Consider the following 14,960-nt stretch of genomic DNA (forward strand, 5'->3'; position numbering starts at 1 on the left):
GAAAGTTTCACGCAGGACAATTTGGACGAAGCAAATGGCCAATCCAACAGATTATCAAACGTATGCGGGTGTAGCTGATAGCCTGGAAGAAGCCGTGAAGGCCGCCCACGCAAAAATTCCGATCCGTGAAGGGCGAGATTTCGTGATCTGCGGGGTTCTCGAATGGGGCTACCAGCGCGGCGGGTTTGTTGATGCCAAGCAGTTTTTTTGCCGTCGTCATCGAGGACGACCTTTCCGAGCTGCATCGATAGGCGAAGCTCCAAATACGGCGGTCTAAACGAGACCTCTCGATTTGGCGATCTCGACGGCCGCAGCCCTGCAATGTTCTCCATTGGCGCATATCGTCGACCGACGCGGCCAGGCGCGAAAGACCCTACCCGGATGTTACAAGCAAAAGGGGCACAACGAGAAAATTCACTTATAAGTTTACTAACCGAGGTTGATGGTTTAGCCTGCTCTAGTATTGGCATCGATAGGAGTTCGGTCGTGGTGATCTCCAGGCGAAACGTTATGCTGCAGGGCGCCGTGATCGGCGCGGGTGTGATCGCCAGCAGCATCCCAGGAATGAAGGCGCTCGCCGCAGGCCAGCCGCCGGAGCGCCGGACGCTCGAGGGATTGGCCTGGAACGATCCGATTGTCGCGACCTACCGGGACGCGGTCGGATTGCTGAAGCAGAAGTCGGCGGCCGACAAGACGGGATGGGCGGGTCTCGCCGCCATCCATGGCCTGAACCCGGGCGCCTACAAGTTCTGTCCGCACGGGAATTGGTATTTTCTCCCTTGGCATCGAGCCTACATCCTGACCTACGAACGTATCATCCGGCAGCTGACGAACAACGACGACTTCGCTCTGCCGTACTGGGACTGGACGACCAATCCGACGATGCCGGAGGTGTTTCTCGATCCGAAGACCAAAGACGGCAAGCCGAACTGGCTGTACGTCGATGACAACGATTTCCAGCAGGACTGGAAGCGGACATGGCCGGCGACCGATCCGATGCCGTCGCGCTTCGTCGGTCCGGCGGTCCTGCAGGACATCTTGCAGGCTCCGGACTACGAGTCATTCGGAACGAGCCGGCCGCGCGGGCAGGATAGCCTCGACGCTTCATGGGTGCTCAAGCGGACCGGACTTCAAGGCACGCTCGAGCGTCTGCCGCACAACATGGTGCACAACAGCATCGGCGGCTGGATGCCGTCGGCCATGTCGCCGCGCGATCCGATCTTCTTCATGCATCACTGCAACCTAGACCGGCTCTGGGCCGTGTGGAATTCGCTCGGCAATTCGAATTCCGACGATCATTTCTGGAAGGACATGACGTTCACGGACAACTTTGTGAACCCCGACGGTTCGTCGTATTCGCCCAAGGTCTCGGAGCTCGCGAGCCCCGAGACGCTTGGCTACACGTATGGCCTACCGTCCACCTCGATCGTCGCGACGTCGTTCCCGAATCTAATTGCCTTGCAGGGCAAGCTCGTGACCTTGCACGCCAGCGGCGTGCCGAAGTCTCCTGACGTCAAGACGTTTACGGCCTCCCCGAGTGGTCTGGACTTCGGGACGATCTCGAATCCGCTCACTGTGCCGGTCAGCGTCGATGCCGGACTGATCGCAGCGGTCTCCAGACGTCGCCCGGTTTCTTCAGGAACCGAATTCCTGAACTTCGCCGCGGCGCGCGAACAGAGAGCGACGGGCGCGCGCGTATTCGCTTTTGTCCGCGACGTCGCGACCACGCAGCCGCAGAACACGGAATTTCGCGTATTCCTGGACCATCCCGGCCTGAACGCGCAGACGCCCGTGAGCGATCCCGGTTACGTGGGCAGCTTCGGAATCTTCGTGCATGGCGAACATGGCGGTCACGGCGGTGGAGATGCCAACCCTTCGTTCGCGCTCGATCTGACCGGCGCCATGCAACGCGTCTATGCAGGTGGGCAGCCTCCGTCCGGCAAGATCGATCTGCAGTTTATTCCGGTCCCCATCGCGCCCAACGATCCCGTCGGCACTTTACGTCCGGGTGCCGTCGAGATTGCATTCGTCAACGCGTGATCCCATGTCAGTGGTGTACATGACTGCGGGGAGAACGTCATGGCGAACACTCGCATGCGTCGGATCGCCCCAGTCTGTACGCTCGTTCTTTCGTTCTGGTGTTCGACAAGCCACGCCCAGGAGAACGACCCGCTGTTCGCCACCGTCGACAAGCCGGCAATCATCACGGCGACGCGGCGCGCCTCCGCTGCCCCCATCGGCCGGCCGGAGGTCATCGTCGGGATCAGCCGCTACCATCCATCTGCCGACGGTTCGCCGGTTGAGGTCGTCGTCGACGGTCGCGTCGAAGGAGGCTCGGACCGGGAAATCGGGCGCTTCGGCGTCACGCCCGACCGGGAGTTCGTCGCCGACGATCCATCCGACGCCCAGCGCTTCCGCTTCGCTCTTCCGCCCGATTTCGCGGCCCACGTGGGTGCGGGCGAGGCCCTCACGGTCACCGTGCGCCTCGTTGCCGTGCGCGGGAGCGGCAAGGGCGCCTCTCTCCGGGTCGCAGACGTGGAATTGCCTTGAGAGCCGGATCGACGTGCCAATTCCGTGAACGGGAGGATATGATGGACCGACGTAGGCTGTTGTTGGGGGCTGCGGGTCTTGTCGTCGGCGGGCGTGCATCGGCCCAATCCGCCGCCGACGCTCCGGAACTCGCCGGCAAATGGACGTACCGGAGTTTCCACAATCGTCCGGCGCTCGTGGACGGCGATCCTCAAAAGGCGCTGCGCCTGATCTTCGCCGAGGCCGTGTTCACTTTCCAGACCGAAGGCAACTCGTTGAAGGGCGGGATCGACTGGGAGGGCGGTGGCCTCGACTTGGCGGGAACGATTCAGCCGGCGACCGCAACGGCGCCGCTCTCGGCGGCCATCGTGGGCTCGGGTAGGCCGAAAACGGATACGGACGGTTGGGAATACGACTACCGGGCCGCGCTCGCGTATCGCTGGCCCAATGGCGTCGATCAGGTGCCCGCACTGATCGGATCGGTTATCCGAGCGAAGCCGCACAACGGAGCGCCTGCGGGGTACGTCGCGTCCTTCATCGCGGTGCGACAAAGCTAATTTCATCATCGGGCGTTTCGACGGGAAAGCGCACATGCTCCGCAGACGATCTTTTCGATTTGGTTGTGTTGCCGAAAGACGCATGGTCATCGGGCTGTCGATGCTCGCGGGCACGACATCGATGCTGTCGTGCATGGATACGGCTACGGCCCAGCAGGATCAGCAGATCAAGCGGATTGTGACGCCGCCGCCTGCCGCGCAAGTGCTCCGTGCCAGGTCCAGCGGTAGTCTCCTTGCGCTCGATCCCATTATTGCCGGTCCTCCCCTGGTTTCCGGAGAGGCGGTCATCGAGTTGAACATCGATTACACGGATTCCAAGATCTACAATCCGGCGACCGGCGACTACGACGCTGTGCGGCTCCGCTCGTACAAGGATGCCAAGCAGACCGCGCCGGCAAAGGTGCCGTTCGTCGCGCCGACCATAGACATCTCGCCGGGCGAGACCGTCCGGCTCACGTTGCACAATCTGCTGAAGCCGGAAAACGAGAACTGTCCCTCGCGGGACGGCAAGATCAACACGCCGCATTGCTTCAACCGGACCAACCTGCATTCGCACGGACTTTGGATCAGCCCGGCCGGCAACAGCGACAACGTGCTGATCAGCATCAATCCCGGCGTGGACTTCCAGTACGAGTACAACGTCCCCCCGGATCATCCGGCCGGAACGTTCTGGTACCATCCCCATCTGCACGGTTCGACCGCGCTCCAGGTGTCCAGCGGCATGGCGGGATTGCTCATCGTCCGCGGAAACCGTCCGCCGACGTCTCAGAGCCCTGGCGACATCGACACGCTGCTCAAGGAAGCCACCGGAGCCCCGTACCCCGAACGGCCGGTGCTGCTGCAGCAGGTGCAGTATGCCTGTCGCGATGCGAGCGGCAAGATCGAGGTCGACGCCAACGGCGCCTACGCATGCAAGCCCGGCGAGGTGGGCGGCATCGAGAGCTACGATCAGTTTGGTCCAGGCTCCTGGCCGGAATCCGGCCGATACACGAGCGTGAACGGCGAGGTTCTGCCGCTTTTCCCCGGCGCCCAGGCCGGACGCATCGAACGTTGGCGCATCGCTCATGCGGGCGTCCGCGACAGCGTCAAGCTTCAGTTCAAGAAGATGCGTCCGGGCGTTGTCTACGGGCAGCTCGCCGATGCCAAGGCGCAGCAGGATTGGGTTGCCGCTAATTGTCTGGGTGATCCACTGCCGCAGTTCGCGATCGCGAGCGACGGTCTTACGCGCCGTAAGATCGCGCAACGTCAGACGACAGTGCTGCAACCGGGCTATCGCGAGGACCTGCTGCTGGTCTTCCCCGAAGCCGGAGATTATTGCGTGATCGACGATCAGGCGCCGGCGAACGCGAACATCAACGCAGACGTGAAGAGCCGCAAGCTGCTCGGAAGCGTCAACGTCGGCGTCGGGAATTCACCTGGTAGCGACCTCCGGGCCTTCGTGACGGCTCAGTTGCTGGCCGCCGCGGACCGCCACATACCCGTAGCTTCGCGTCAGAAGGTCCGCGACGATCTGTCGAACGATCTGCGCCTGACGTCCTTCGCCCCGCATCCAGACGTCTCGGACACCGAGGTCAAGGGACATCGTCAGGCGGCTGATCTGAGGATCGGCGGCACCGGATTCGGAGTGAACGGCGTGCCATATGATCCTACCGGCGCGCCCCGCGTGCTCGTTCTCGGATCCGCGGACGAATGGACCTTGACCGCTGGCGTGCCGGGACATCCGTTCCATATCCACGTGAACCCGTTTCAGATCATGGAGATCCGCAACCCCTCGAACGTCGATGTGAGCGTAGATGGCGAAGCGGACGATCCTCAGTACGCCAATCTTAAGGGCGAGTGGCGCGACACGCTGTTCGTCAAAGCCGGCTACACCATCGTCACGCGATCGAGGTACCGCCGATACGTGGGCGACTTCGTGCTTCACTGCCACATCCTGGACCACGAGGACCAGGGAATGATGCAGAACGTCCGCGTGGCGATTCCGGATGGAGCGGGTGGAGTGGCGATGAATCACCATTGAATCCGCCGGACGATCCCGATGGTATGGTTGCGGTGCCCCGGTTAGAGGCGCAGCGGCCCCATCAAGCGCTTCGGTCAGCGCCGCGACGGCGTCGGCATACTCGACCTGCTTTACCACGGGGGCGCGGCAGACCGTCGACCAAAGGACTATGCCAAGCTCTCCGAACGCATGCGGAAACGTTTCGACATCTTCGGCACGCTGTCGGACGTCACCGAGGACGGCTGGATCGAGGCCGAGGAGGAACCCGAGGCTCGCCTGTGCTTCCTCTCAGGAGCCGACTGTAGTTGGACCGCGATCGACGGCTCCGCCGCCTTTCATTGCCGCCGCAATGGTCGGACTTTCCGTATCGTGCAGGGCAAGGATAGGCGCTGGTCGCTTTTTCGCGTCGAGACAACCGAGGACCAAGGTGAATTGCTCGGCCTCTACCAGGGGCGAGGCGACGCGAACAAGGCACTACAAACGATTTGGTTACGCAAATGAGCGGCGATGATGACATGCCGCCGGCCCCGCCGACGCGGACGCGTGCCGTCGTGTGCGGCTTCTGCGGTCATCCGTAAATCTAGCCCCGCACCGCGCGGACGGAGGCCGCTTGCCCAAACATGATCTGGCTGTGCGGCGAGGCCCAGCAGTCCACCCGACACGACTATTTCAGCAGTTCTATTTGAGGCGCTGGGCTGGAGACGACGCCAAAGTCCGCGAGTTCAGCCGCCCCTACAAAAATAAGACCTACCGCCAGCGCGTCTATCCGATCCAGGCCGGCTTCAAGGACTGGCTCTACGAAAAGCCGGGCGTACCCAAATCGATCGCGCAGGGGGGCGATGACAAGTTCATGAGCCCGGCAGACGACTTCCTGGCGAAAGCTTTGGACATTATCGAGGCCGACGTTGAGAAGATCCGCAACGATGCTGAGCGGCGGTCGGTCCGGTCGCTCTTCGTGATGTCGCTGATGCGGATGCCCGAGGACGTGGCCGCTCGTCCGTGGTCACGCCGGACGATGCACCACCGTTGCTCACGTCCGACAGGCCACTCTCCATGTCCAAGACGTTCAGCGAACCCGGATGCTACCTGACCTCCCTATAGGGCCCCACCGCTTATTCGTCGCGACCAACACCGGAGAAATCGAGCGCAAGTTCAAAGACCGGCCGCCCAAGGAATTGGCTCACGAGGTCAACTCTCGGGTCGTCAAACAGGCTGTGAAGTACGTCTACGGGCTCGACCGGAGTTGGGATTCGTCGACAAGCTGGATCGACCGACCGTCCGCAGAGGCTCATGGAGATCTTGCGCGACCGGCGAGGCGGAAAAGGGCGGCCGGCCTGAGAACGCCCTCGACCGGCTGATGCGTCTGCCAAATTCCACCCTAACCATTTTCTGACCAGATTTCTGACCACACCACCTGCGTGAAGCCCTCTCTTTCAGCCGAAATCGTCGTCGTGTCCCGAAGACCTGTCCCAACCCGCAAAACTAGCAGTGCGTAAGTCGAACCACGAACTTGAGGAGTTCCGCTCTCCCCACCAAAGTTGGTTCCGACTCAAACAGAAGGCGGGGGTCGTGGTGGATATTATGGAATCGCTCGGCAAGCTCGTGCCGAAGGAGACCATTGGAAAGCTGTACGACGACGCAATAAGCGGTTCGGCTAAGGAGGTTGGCAAGATCGGCACGGACGTCGTGAAGACCGCGCGTCTGCTCCTTGCGCCTCTACAATATGCCGCTGCCTATCAGGACCGCTTGGAGCGGGCATGTGAGCGCATCAGCAAGCGTGTGCCGGAGAAGAGGCGTGCGGAGGCGCCGTTGGAGATTGTCGGGCCGGTCCTGGAGCGGTTGCAATATGTCCACGAAGGATCTGAATTGTGGGACCTCTATGAGGAGGTTCTCACCAAGTCCGTGGATGCTGAAGCTCAGAAGACTTTGCATCCGTCATTCGCTCAAATCATCTCGCTGCTGAGTCGGGATGAGGCGTGGATACTGTACCGCCTGCGCGACAAGAGCTTTGGTGTGACGGATCATCTCGATTTGGACACGGCGCAGAACAGGTTCGTGAATCGAGTGGTGCAGAGTAGTGAGTTGCCGAAGCACGAACTCTTTCTCCCCGACCTCATGGAGTTATCCTACTCTCACCTCGAATCGTTGAATCTCGCGTCCTGGCCCATCGAGAAGCAGACTCCGACTTTCACTGTTGCCGGTGGACCGCAAACGGGCATCCAGCGCCACAGCAAGATGATGCTTACTGAGTTCGGCAAGCTGTTCGTCACTGCGTGCATCCCTACCTCGGGCTTCGAGAAGCATGCTAAGAAATGAGGGTGATGGTGCCTTGGTGCTGCTGCGGGGATGATCCTCTGCGCTTGTCCTCGGCGCGAAGATCAGAACGCAGTTGGGTGATGGTGAGGCACGAGCCTGCATCTAACCCGCCAATGGAAAACGAGCGGTTTGTCGATGCGTTGTTTGCCGCGCTACTCCTCATGTGCCTTGCCGGTGGGCGCGTGAACGTGGAGCCCGTCAGAGTTGACTCCCCATCCAGGGTGCGCTCGGGAGTCCCAAAAATGTTTTCGAGCCGAGTCTATTTCTTCGAAATCTTTGGGCCGATGTAAGGAACCCTCAGCCCTCCCCGAGGCGAGCTAACAGGCCAATCAAAATGGACGCGAAATTTTGGCGTGTTTATCTTCCCATGCCAGAAGCATGTGAGACGCTTCTCCGCATCGCGCGGATCGACGAAAGTCATCTCTTCCTTGAATTGTGCCTTGTTGGTATCGGACTCATCAGAGAACAGCGCCCGATCGCCAACGAAGTACGTCTGCCGAAGTTCTTCTCCTTTCCTCGAAAGCGCGCCGTTCTCATCCATTTCCTGCATAATAGCTTGGAGAATTCCGAGCAGAGCAACTATTCGTCGCGCCAAAGCCGGGCTGAACGGTGTTCCTTGAAGGGTAGCTAGACAGTGGTCCCCTAGTATCAGTCTATCGAATTGATCGCGGGATCGAGTGAGGACTTCTCGCCAAGATTCTGGATCAGGAACTGCAGTTTCTGAAAGCTTCAGTAAGTCCTCTAGGGTCCAACAGTTCGGAACATCGAGAGACCCATACGGTTCTTCCAGTAACCCGTGGATCACTCGCAGTGGCGTTCGTCTGAAGTCGCGCGTGGACCCGTTTGCAAAGCTGTAGACCGCCGACTGGCTTCTGTGCGTAAGACGCCGTGCAGCCTCGCCTAGTCCGAGATCGGTAACGTCCTCAGTTTCGAAGAAGAAAAGATCGTTTTCTACATCCTGTCGGTCCTGCTCTAGGAATGGCCCCCGCTGACTCAACCACGCCAGAACTTGAGTCTTTTCATCCCTGCTAAAGCTCGCAATGGTCTGTTGCAGAGTCTCTGGAGGCCAGCCCCTTCGATTTGGAAGAGTGAACGAGCAGTACAGCGTTTTCGCCAGGTGTCGGCAGCGAGATCGCGCTGCAAGCAGTTCCATCAAAGCGACTCTTACCGACCCTCGATCGGGGAATCCCCCATCCATCGAAAGTTCGTTCAAAAAAATTCGCATCTAAAAATCAATTCCAGCCAGTGAGTCTCGCTAAGTCGAGCTCCGCTTGATCGAAGAAACCCTCCGGCCACGCATCAATAGAGCCATTTTGGTCCAGACTCGGAGTGACAATACTCACCGCGTCCTGCTCGCCGCTGCGTCCCTGGAAGAAATGCAGAGCGACTTTGTTGGGAGGTAGGACTTTGTCTTTGACGCTAATCCGCACTCCGGACAAAATGTGGTCGCTGTGAGATTCGACGATTATTTGGACACCAGAAGCTGCGAACCGGGAAAGAATCGTCCCCATTATGGATTGGGCTTTCGGATGAAGGTGACCTTCTGGAGCATCAATTATGATCGCCTGATTGGCCTTCATGGTTGTAAGTGCCACAAGGAGGGGGAATACGTACCCCAAGCCGTAGCCAGTATTCGAAGGTCTGTGCCAATCTCCACTTCGTCCCATGCGGAATTCAAGGCGCGTTAGTGAAGTCTTTGCTATTGAGTCGGCATTTACCGAGGCTCCGGGAAAAAGATCATTCAGCCAAGCATCGATCTGTCCTCTTACTGTCAAACGCTCTTCAGTTGGATGACGCCGCCGTTCGTCGACCTCATCGTCTGCAGTTCGAGTATACCACCAAGGCGCGAATTCACCTCTCGGTCCGACGTCAGCATACGGACTTGAAGTTTCTGATGGGGATGGGAACGCTTCGTTCGGAGTGTCTCGCGAACTACCCACGTAAAGAAGGCGACGTAGCGCTTCCAAGAGGCCTGACTTCTTCAGAGGATCGGGCCAAAACTCCTCCGTCGACTCGTATGTGGCTCCGTCTTCATCCCGAACCGTTGCCCTTTCGAGCTTCATGAATTGGCTATCCAGTTCTCGGGATGGCGCTAATTCCCATCTTCCAAAGCCTTCGGAAGCTTCCACGCCAAGGGACATCATTCCATCTGAGTTTCGTGCAACCACATCGCCAACCGATCCGAGCCGCGTAAGCGGACCGTTAAGCGCTACCACAGCGCTTCCGGGCGAGAACCTTGACGCCTGCGCCAGAAGAAGGAGGGCCTGCATCGAAGTTGACTTCCCGGCTGCATTAAAGCCGGTAAGCACCGTCAGGGGAGCCAGCGGCAAGTGCAGCTCAGGAAAACACTTAAATTTCTGAATTTTGAGGCTTTCTATCATTTAAAGAACTTTCCGAGCGCTTCGTTCATCTTTCGAAAACGGCCATGAACTTGATAGGTGGCGTTAGTGGAGTACGTAATGTAATGATTAAATTCCGAATCTCGCATGAGATTGATAATTGCATTTTTGATCGGCAGTGAATCGCGAGTGAAGATGTTGTTGTCAATTTTGGCAAAAGCAACTGAGAGGACGTCGAACAGTGCAATATTGATCACGCTTCGTCCCACATCGCTCGCTCCGTAGATTAGCGATTTGCGAAAGGCGTGTCGGCCAAACAAAGTGGAATTGCGATTTAGAGATAGCAGCAGATGTTTTTCAAGCTGCTGAAAATCAAAGCTCCTTCGGTTCATGAGCTTGAGAGCGCCCGCTAGATACTCATCCATGTCGCCCGCAGTGTATGTTGTCCAGTCGAGCAGATAGAACGCACAAAAGCGATTGATTGCTTCGCGATCGCGCATCGTTTTTGGCTGAAGGGAGTCGCCAGTTGCATTGCGAAACACCTCCTTCCCTGAAAAGTCAGCAAGCCATCTTGTCGCTGGACCACTGTAAAGCGCGTTACGCATTTGCTGGCGAGTGAGCGGAATTCCGCTGTTGACCCGCTCAAAAATATCCAGACGGGCGGCATCAGGAGCATTTTTGTCCAGGATGTACATTGTAAGCTGCGTATCTTCGATCCGCTCTCGCAAATTGATCGGAAGCGCCTTGAACGATTTTCCTTCCAATGGATGTTTTTTGCCCAAGCCTTGCAGTCGAAGCTCGCCGTTGAGAAACGAACGAAATGTACTCAGTCTCTGAAGTCCATCCACCACGGTGACGCGTCCGTCTGCACCTTCCGCGACGTAAAAGACCGGAAGAGGAATTCTCATGACGCAGCTCTCGATAAGCTTGGACTGCTTATCCTTTGGCCAGACGAAGTCTCTCTGGAAGTCGGGGTTCATCGCGTATCGACCTTGATCGATCCGCTTCACTACCTCGCCGACGGTACGAGTTTCATTTCGCACCATCACATCGTCCAACGGGTAGTGTGAGCCTTGTTCGGGCCTCGACGTCAGATCGAGTCCTTCAATCGGCTCCTGATCTTCATCGGCATTCATTTCGGTCTTTTCTCTCGTTGCGGCGGGGGAGCCAAGAATATCGTTAACGCCTCTTCCCAAGCTCGGTTCAGACGAATACCACACGCCGCCAGGAGTGCGAGGTCTCAAGCGGTGGCCTCCTCGGGTTAGCTCCTCCAGCGGAGAAATGTTCGCTCCGTACTTGGAAGTCAGAGGCGCTCTGGTCGCAGCGGGGCGCTTCTAGGCCTCACAAGCGAATCGCTGCCATTCCAAAAGGTACAGTTGAAAAAGCTGACGACTGACTGTATCTAAATCTAAGGGAATTGAATACGCTGGGCGGAGCTAAGCGATGTCTGCGCAAGCGAAAATGATGAAGGCATTCGCCTATCTCCGGACCTCATCAGCCGCGAATATCGGTGAAGATAAAGACAGCGGGCAGCGCCAGCTCCAAGCTATCGAGGTCTATGCCAAGCGGGCAGGCATCGTACTGGCGGGCACGTATTACGATGAGGCAGTGAAGGGCTCCGACCCCATTGATACCCGTCCGGGCTTCGCGGCGATGATGGAGGCGCTAGAGGCTAACGGGACCAAGACTATCATCGTCGAGACGGCCAACCGTTTTGCGCGTGACCTCATGGTGCAGGAGGTTGGCTTCGCCATGCTGAAGTCACGCGGCATTGACCTCATTGCGGCCGACAGCCCCACCTCCTTCCTGGATGATACGCCGACAGCTCGCCTTATCCGTCAGGTTCTCGGTGCCGTCTCTGAGTTTGAGAAGGCGATGTTGGTGGCGAAGCTCAGGGGTGCTCGGGACCGTAAGCGCCGCACGGGTGTGAAGGTTGAGGGCCGGAAATCCATCGCAGAGCAGACGTTGGACCGGGGCGGCAGAGATGGGCGGGCCACTGTCAGGCTTGCGCGTTCATTGGCGCGGGCGAGGCCGAAGGGAGGGAAGCGGTCACTACGTGAGATATCCATGGAGTTGGCGGCTGCGGGATACACCACTAAGTCGGGCAAACCCTATGCAGCGACGGCCGTGAAGCTCATGCTGGAGAGAGATTGAGCCAGACATCATCCCGTGATTGGTCCATCGCCCCTCCTAGTCGGCATGCGCGGGTCGCGTGCCACCACCCTCCGGCCTGGCCTCGTGGGGGCTGCGCAGCTCCCACGGCATGCCCTTTGCGTCTGTGACGCGGGAACATGTTGGTGTCCATTCGATACCTCCTCCTCCTCATTCAATTCGCAGTTGTAAAATACCCCGCGTGAATCGGTCAGATGGCTTGCGGGTTGGGCAACGGGTCCGGAGGAGAGTGGTTCGTGAGACGCAGACGAGCAACTTAAGCCAATACCGTCACAACCATTTCGCCGCCGCTCAGAAAGATTGGTTTTACCCCGAGCAGCGCGTTTCGACAGATCATTGGAGGAAGCTCGGAGACGGCTACCTGCTGATGCCTGAGCCGCGCCTTATCCACATGGGCGGCGAAATATTGATTGGCTACAAGGGACGTGGTTCGCGTTGACGCGGCAACCTGACTGCCTCAACACATTTTCTCATCTGGACCATGGACAGGCCCTCCGAATATCTCCCTAGCGTCTCACCAGGGCGCTTGTGTCCCGTCACGTAGTTAATGATCCACGGGGGCTGTCCTGCTTGCTCGGCCTTCGTCGTGAACCACCGGCGGAACGAATGGAAATCATACTCCGACTGCTCTCCCTTCCCAGCACCAACACAACCTTGCGCCTGTACCGAGTGAAGGCTTGAGACGCCACCGCTGAGCGGGGCCTCGTGGCTGTCGCATCGGGCAGCTCCTGGAAAAGATACTCACCAGCAGCCTTGCCCTTGACCCGACGCGCTACGGTAGAGAGAAAAAACGTCTCGGCCACCTAGTCTCGAGCCAGTCACGGGCTGATAGATGTGGTTCGGGCTTCGGAGACCACATGGAACCGAACAGGATCATTCGAAGCGCATCGGATCAGGGGCACGCGCGTCGCGGCCATGTTCAAGTGCCTCGACATCGGCATTGTTGAGCCCGATCTTTTTGCTCATCTTCGACGGTGCGGTGCCGAGCCGCAGCCGACCTTCGGGATGCATCGCGGCCTCCAGAATGGCGCGCATTCTTCAGAGCGCGATGCTCCTCCTTGGAGAGGTTGCGGAAGGTGACGGCGGCCATGATACCGTCCTCCAGAGACTGACTGGGATGTCATCGAAGTAGAATGTTTGATAGCATCATTTCAAGGATGACCGCGGAGGGCCCGGGAAGCCTAACGATGAGCGCGGCTGCCCCGACGGCTCCATACCTTCCATCTGCGGATAATCCGGTTTTCCATCACCCCACAGCGTAGTCTGGATAGCCGATGAGTCTTCTGACGGCATTAGTAATCGCTTCATCGAGCTCGCCGATTGTCTGGCAAAAGTATTCACACTGCGAACTGCACCTCGATGCCCATTCCGGCTCGCTCGTTATCGAGCTGTCGCAAATTGAGGGCTTAGGGGGCTTTCTCCACACGTTGGGGTGACCGCGAGCTCGCCTGACGCTTGCTGACGGCGCGTTAGCGGAGCGCTCTACTAGCGGCTGGGAAATCAGGCTGCTGATTTAGAAGCGGTCTTCACGACTCTGGGCGCGTGCCTACGCAGCAGGTTTATGCTGGCCTGTCGGTTCCGCTCTCCGCCAAGGCCAGCACCCATTGTTGCGATCGTCGCCTTTTCCAGTTGGACCCAGCTCTGCTCCCTAAGCTGGTCCGTCGATCGCGGTCGTTCGACGACTCCCGCAACTCTTATAGGAAAGTGGGCAGAAATGACAGCGATGGGATGCCTTGGCGCTTACTTGGGGAGTTTTCGAGATCGGCGAAGAATCGTTCGCGGCGGCGAGCAGCACGCGATCTTGATAGAGTTTTCCGATCATTGCTTCAGCGAAGACGCGAGCGAGGGCGACACACGACCCATATTTGCCCCTTCGTCGAGGGACGATGGCCGTTGTTGTTTGAAACGGCATCAGGCATCATTGAATATCTGGGCACATATCGAACATGCCCTGCGCGGTTCGGTCTGGCTCGGCGAAAGCGATCGTTGTCTCGTCGTCAAGTTGATGGCGGGGTCAGACCAGGATCGCACTACGTCATTCCGTTTACGCTCGAACGCTGGAAAGGAGACAAGCGCGCGAGCTTGAAGATGCGAGTGAGGAGCGCCTTCACGCGCGACTCAAACAGGCGTGTCGCAACGTTCGGCCAGGTCAAATTAGCCAACTTGATCGATATGAGTTGAAAGGGCGGTCGCCGCGCCGCAACTACGATAGGAATCGAAAGAAACCGTGGTGACAAAAGGAAATAGGCCCTTTCGCGCCTGTGCGACGTCATGAGATGTCTCGGGCGAACCTCTTGGTCCCTCTTGTACCCGGTCGCGGCGTTTGCCGGTAATCTCCTTCAGGATGCCGAGCTTGCGGAGTTGCTCGACCCCGGAGTTAGCGTGTTGGCGCGCTACGGTAATCAGCGGAGATCTTGTGGCTACGCTAACGGCATCTCGACCACGAATTCGGACGGCGTCGCAGCCAGCAGGCACTGAACCGACGCCGCCGCAGCACCGAGTTTGCGCTCGGCATCGAACAGGTCGACTGCCACCTGCAAGTTCATCCAAAACCGGGCGGAAGTGCCAAGTGCCTTACCTAACAAAACCGCCGTTTCGGATGTGAGAGCGCGGCGGCCATTGATAATCTCGTTCACGCGAAAGCGCGACACGCCCATGGCCTTGGCAAGCTCATCTTGGGTGATGTTGTGCGGGGTGAGAAACTCCTCGCGGAGAATCTCACCCGGAGTGCTTGGTCGTCGATCGATCATGTTAGCCGGTATCTTCAAGCTTGATGTTGACAGCTCGGTCAAATTGCCACTGGAAGGTCACCCACCACTGACCATCTGTGTAACAGCAAAATGTGGGAGGATCGGTATTCGGGCGCTTGGCGATACGGCCGCGACCAGCAATTCGACAATCCTCGAGCTTGGTTGCTGCGAGCAGGATGTCGAATTGTCGTGCAGCGCGCTTCGCGACGTTTTCGGGGACGTCCTTCCTGTGGCGACCTGCGAAAACGTCCGCTGACCGTTCGTCTGCGAACGGGGACATGGCTTTCTCCTGATGAAA

Annotated in this window: 17 protein-coding genes; 11 read left to right on the top strand and 6 right to left on the bottom strand. The window is 58.6% G+C overall.

Annotation, left to right across the window (positions count from 1 at the left end; translation table 11 throughout):
- Window positions 1-34 precede the first annotated feature (34 nt).
- From EAV90_RS22800 to EAV90_RS22835, 8 genes are all read left to right on the top strand, one after another.
- Entirely contained in the window at window positions 35-277 is a 243-nt protein-coding gene (locus EAV90_RS22800) for a hypothetical protein (RefSeq protein WP_129144723.1), read from the top strand.
- A gap of 104 nt (window positions 278-381) precedes the next feature.
- Window positions 382-2,040: a tyrosinase family protein gene (locus tag EAV90_RS22805; protein WP_164937060.1), complete on the top strand. Its 1,659-nt coding sequence runs from the start codon at window positions 382-384 to the stop codon at window positions 2,038-2,040.
- 39 nt (window positions 2,041-2,079) lie between these two features.
- Window positions 2,080-2,550 carry a hypothetical protein gene (locus EAV90_RS22810; protein WP_129144725.1) on the top strand — a complete coding sequence of 157 codons (471 nt, stop codon included), beginning with the start codon at window positions 2,080-2,082 and terminating at the stop codon, window positions 2,548-2,550.
- 38 nt (window positions 2,551-2,588) lie between these two features.
- Complete coding sequence (locus tag EAV90_RS22815) at window positions 2,589-3,086, top strand: hypothetical protein (RefSeq protein ID WP_245509584.1); 498 nt, start codon at window positions 2,589-2,591, stop codon at window positions 3,084-3,086.
- 82 nt (window positions 3,087-3,168) lie between these two features.
- Window positions 3,169-5,106: a multicopper oxidase family protein gene (locus tag EAV90_RS22820; RefSeq protein WP_208738529.1), complete on the top strand. Its 1,938-nt coding sequence runs from the start codon at window positions 3,169-3,171 to the stop codon at window positions 5,104-5,106.
- A gap of 168 nt (window positions 5,107-5,274) precedes the next feature.
- Entirely contained in the window at window positions 5,275-5,586 is a 312-nt protein-coding gene (locus EAV90_RS22825) for a hypothetical protein (protein WP_164937061.1), read from the top strand.
- A gap of 109 nt (window positions 5,587-5,695) precedes the next feature.
- On the top strand, window positions 5,696-6,175 hold the full coding sequence (locus EAV90_RS22830; protein WP_129144726.1) for a DUF4238 domain-containing protein: 480 nt from the start codon (window positions 5,696-5,698) through the stop codon (window positions 6,173-6,175).
- Window positions 6,176-6,654: 479 nt separating this feature from the next.
- On the top strand, window positions 6,655-7,401 hold the full coding sequence (locus EAV90_RS22835; RefSeq protein WP_208738530.1) for an Abi-alpha family protein: 747 nt from the start codon (window positions 6,655-6,657) through the stop codon (window positions 7,399-7,401).
- Between the two features lie 259 nt (window positions 7,402-7,660).
- Here the strand turns inward: EAV90_RS22835 and EAV90_RS22840 are convergent, their stop codons facing one another.
- The 3 genes from EAV90_RS22840 to EAV90_RS22850 all read right to left on the bottom strand — a co-directional run bounded on the left by EAV90_RS22840 (window position 7,661) and on the right by EAV90_RS22850 (window position 10,984).
- Complete coding sequence (locus EAV90_RS22840; RefSeq protein WP_129144727.1) at window positions 7,661-8,554, bottom strand: hypothetical protein; 894 nt, start codon at window positions 8,552-8,554, stop codon at window positions 7,661-7,663.
- A gap of 79 nt (window positions 8,555-8,633) precedes the next feature.
- The gene (locus EAV90_RS22845; protein ID WP_129144728.1) at window positions 8,634-9,782 is read right to left on the bottom strand and encodes a DUF3696 domain-containing protein; all 1,149 of its coding nucleotides are present in this window, start codon (window positions 9,780-9,782) and stop codon (window positions 8,634-8,636) included.
- On the bottom strand, window positions 9,779-10,984 hold the full coding sequence (locus EAV90_RS22850) for a DUF262 domain-containing protein (protein WP_245509585.1): 1,206 nt from the start codon (window positions 10,982-10,984) through the stop codon (window positions 9,779-9,781). Before EAV90_RS22850 ends, EAV90_RS22845 begins: the two co-directional genes overlap by 4 nt.
- Window positions 10,985-11,183: 199 nt before the next feature.
- On the opposite strand from EAV90_RS22850, the gene EAV90_RS22855 reads away from it, so the two are divergent.
- Together EAV90_RS22855 and EAV90_RS22860 are read left to right on the top strand one after the other, a co-directional pair.
- Window positions 11,184-11,894 (top strand): recombinase family protein, encoded by a 711-nt coding sequence (locus EAV90_RS22855; RefSeq protein ID WP_245509586.1) that lies wholly within the window; start codon window positions 11,184-11,186, stop codon window positions 11,892-11,894.
- Window positions 11,895-12,141: 247 nt separating this feature from the next.
- Entirely contained in the window at window positions 12,142-12,351 is a 210-nt protein-coding gene (locus tag EAV90_RS22860) for a hypothetical protein (protein ID WP_129144729.1), read from the top strand.
- Between the two features lie 434 nt (window positions 12,352-12,785).
- Here EAV90_RS22860 and EAV90_RS22865 read toward each other — a convergent pair whose 3' ends face one another.
- Window positions 12,786-12,947 carry a hypothetical protein gene (locus EAV90_RS22865; protein WP_430644742.1) on the bottom strand — a complete coding sequence of 54 codons (162 nt, stop codon included), beginning with the start codon at window positions 12,945-12,947 and terminating at the stop codon, window positions 12,786-12,788.
- Between the two features lie 688 nt (window positions 12,948-13,635).
- On the opposite strand from EAV90_RS22865, the gene EAV90_RS41970 reads away from it, so the two are divergent.
- Window positions 13,636-13,998 carry a hypothetical protein gene (locus EAV90_RS41970; RefSeq protein ID WP_488226161.1) on the top strand — a complete coding sequence of 121 codons (363 nt, stop codon included), beginning with the start codon at window positions 13,636-13,638 and terminating at the stop codon, window positions 13,996-13,998.
- A 334-nt stretch (window positions 13,999-14,332) separates the two neighbouring features.
- Here EAV90_RS41970 and EAV90_RS22870 read toward each other — a convergent pair whose 3' ends face one another.
- A complete protein-coding gene (locus EAV90_RS22870) occupies window positions 14,333-14,662 on the bottom strand; it encodes a HigA family addiction module antitoxin (protein WP_129144730.1) in 330 nt (109 codons plus the stop codon).
- Between the two features lies 1 nt (window position 14,663).
- Window positions 14,664-14,942, bottom strand: a complete 279-nt coding sequence (locus EAV90_RS22875) for a hypothetical protein (protein ID WP_129144731.1) — start codon at window positions 14,940-14,942, stop codon at window positions 14,664-14,666.
- Window positions 14,943-14,960 lie beyond the last annotated feature (18 nt).

The sequence above is a fragment of the Bradyrhizobium vignae genome (assembly GCF_004114425.1).
Taxonomy (GTDB): Bacteria; Pseudomonadota; Alphaproteobacteria; order Rhizobiales; family Xanthobacteraceae; genus Bradyrhizobium; species Bradyrhizobium vignae.

Coding starts and splice junctions, on each gene's coding strand:
- EAV90_RS22800 (WP_129144723.1), top strand. CDS start 35: ATGGCCAATCCAACAGATTATCAAACGTATGCGGGTGTAGCTGATAGC.
- EAV90_RS22810 (WP_129144725.1), top strand. CDS start 2,080: ATGGCGAACACTCGCATGCGTCGGATCGCCCCAGTCTGTACGCTCGTT.
- EAV90_RS22870 (WP_129144730.1), bottom strand. CDS start 14,662: ATGATCGATCGACGACCAAGCACTCCGGGTGAGATTCTCCGCGAGGAG.
- EAV90_RS41970 (WP_488226161.1), top strand. CDS start 13,636: ATGGGATGCCTTGGCGCTTACTTGGGGAGTTTTCGAGATCGGCGAAGA.
- EAV90_RS22845 (WP_129144728.1), bottom strand. CDS start 9,782: ATGATAGAAAGCCTCAAAATTCAGAAATTTAAGTGTTTTCCTGAGCTG.
- EAV90_RS22815 (WP_245509584.1), top strand. CDS start 2,589: ATGATGGACCGACGTAGGCTGTTGTTGGGGGCTGCGGGTCTTGTCGTC.
- EAV90_RS22820 (WP_208738529.1), top strand. CDS start 3,169: ATGGTCATCGGGCTGTCGATGCTCGCGGGCACGACATCGATGCTGTCG.
- EAV90_RS22825 (WP_164937061.1), top strand. CDS start 5,275: ATGCGGAAACGTTTCGACATCTTCGGCACGCTGTCGGACGTCACCGAG.
- EAV90_RS22865 (WP_430644742.1), bottom strand. CDS start 12,947: ATGCGCGCCATTCTGGAGGCCGCGATGCATCCCGAAGGTCGGCTGCGG.
- EAV90_RS22805 (WP_164937060.1), top strand. CDS start 382: ATGTTACAAGCAAAAGGGGCACAACGAGAAAATTCACTTATAAGTTTA.
- EAV90_RS22855 (WP_245509586.1), top strand. CDS start 11,184: ATGTCTGCGCAAGCGAAAATGATGAAGGCATTCGCCTATCTCCGGACC.
- EAV90_RS22875 (WP_129144731.1), bottom strand. CDS start 14,942: ATGTCCCCGTTCGCAGACGAACGGTCAGCGGACGTTTTCGCAGGTCGC.
- EAV90_RS22840 (WP_129144727.1), bottom strand. CDS start 8,554: ATGGAACTGCTTGCAGCGCGATCTCGCTGCCGACACCTGGCGAAAACG.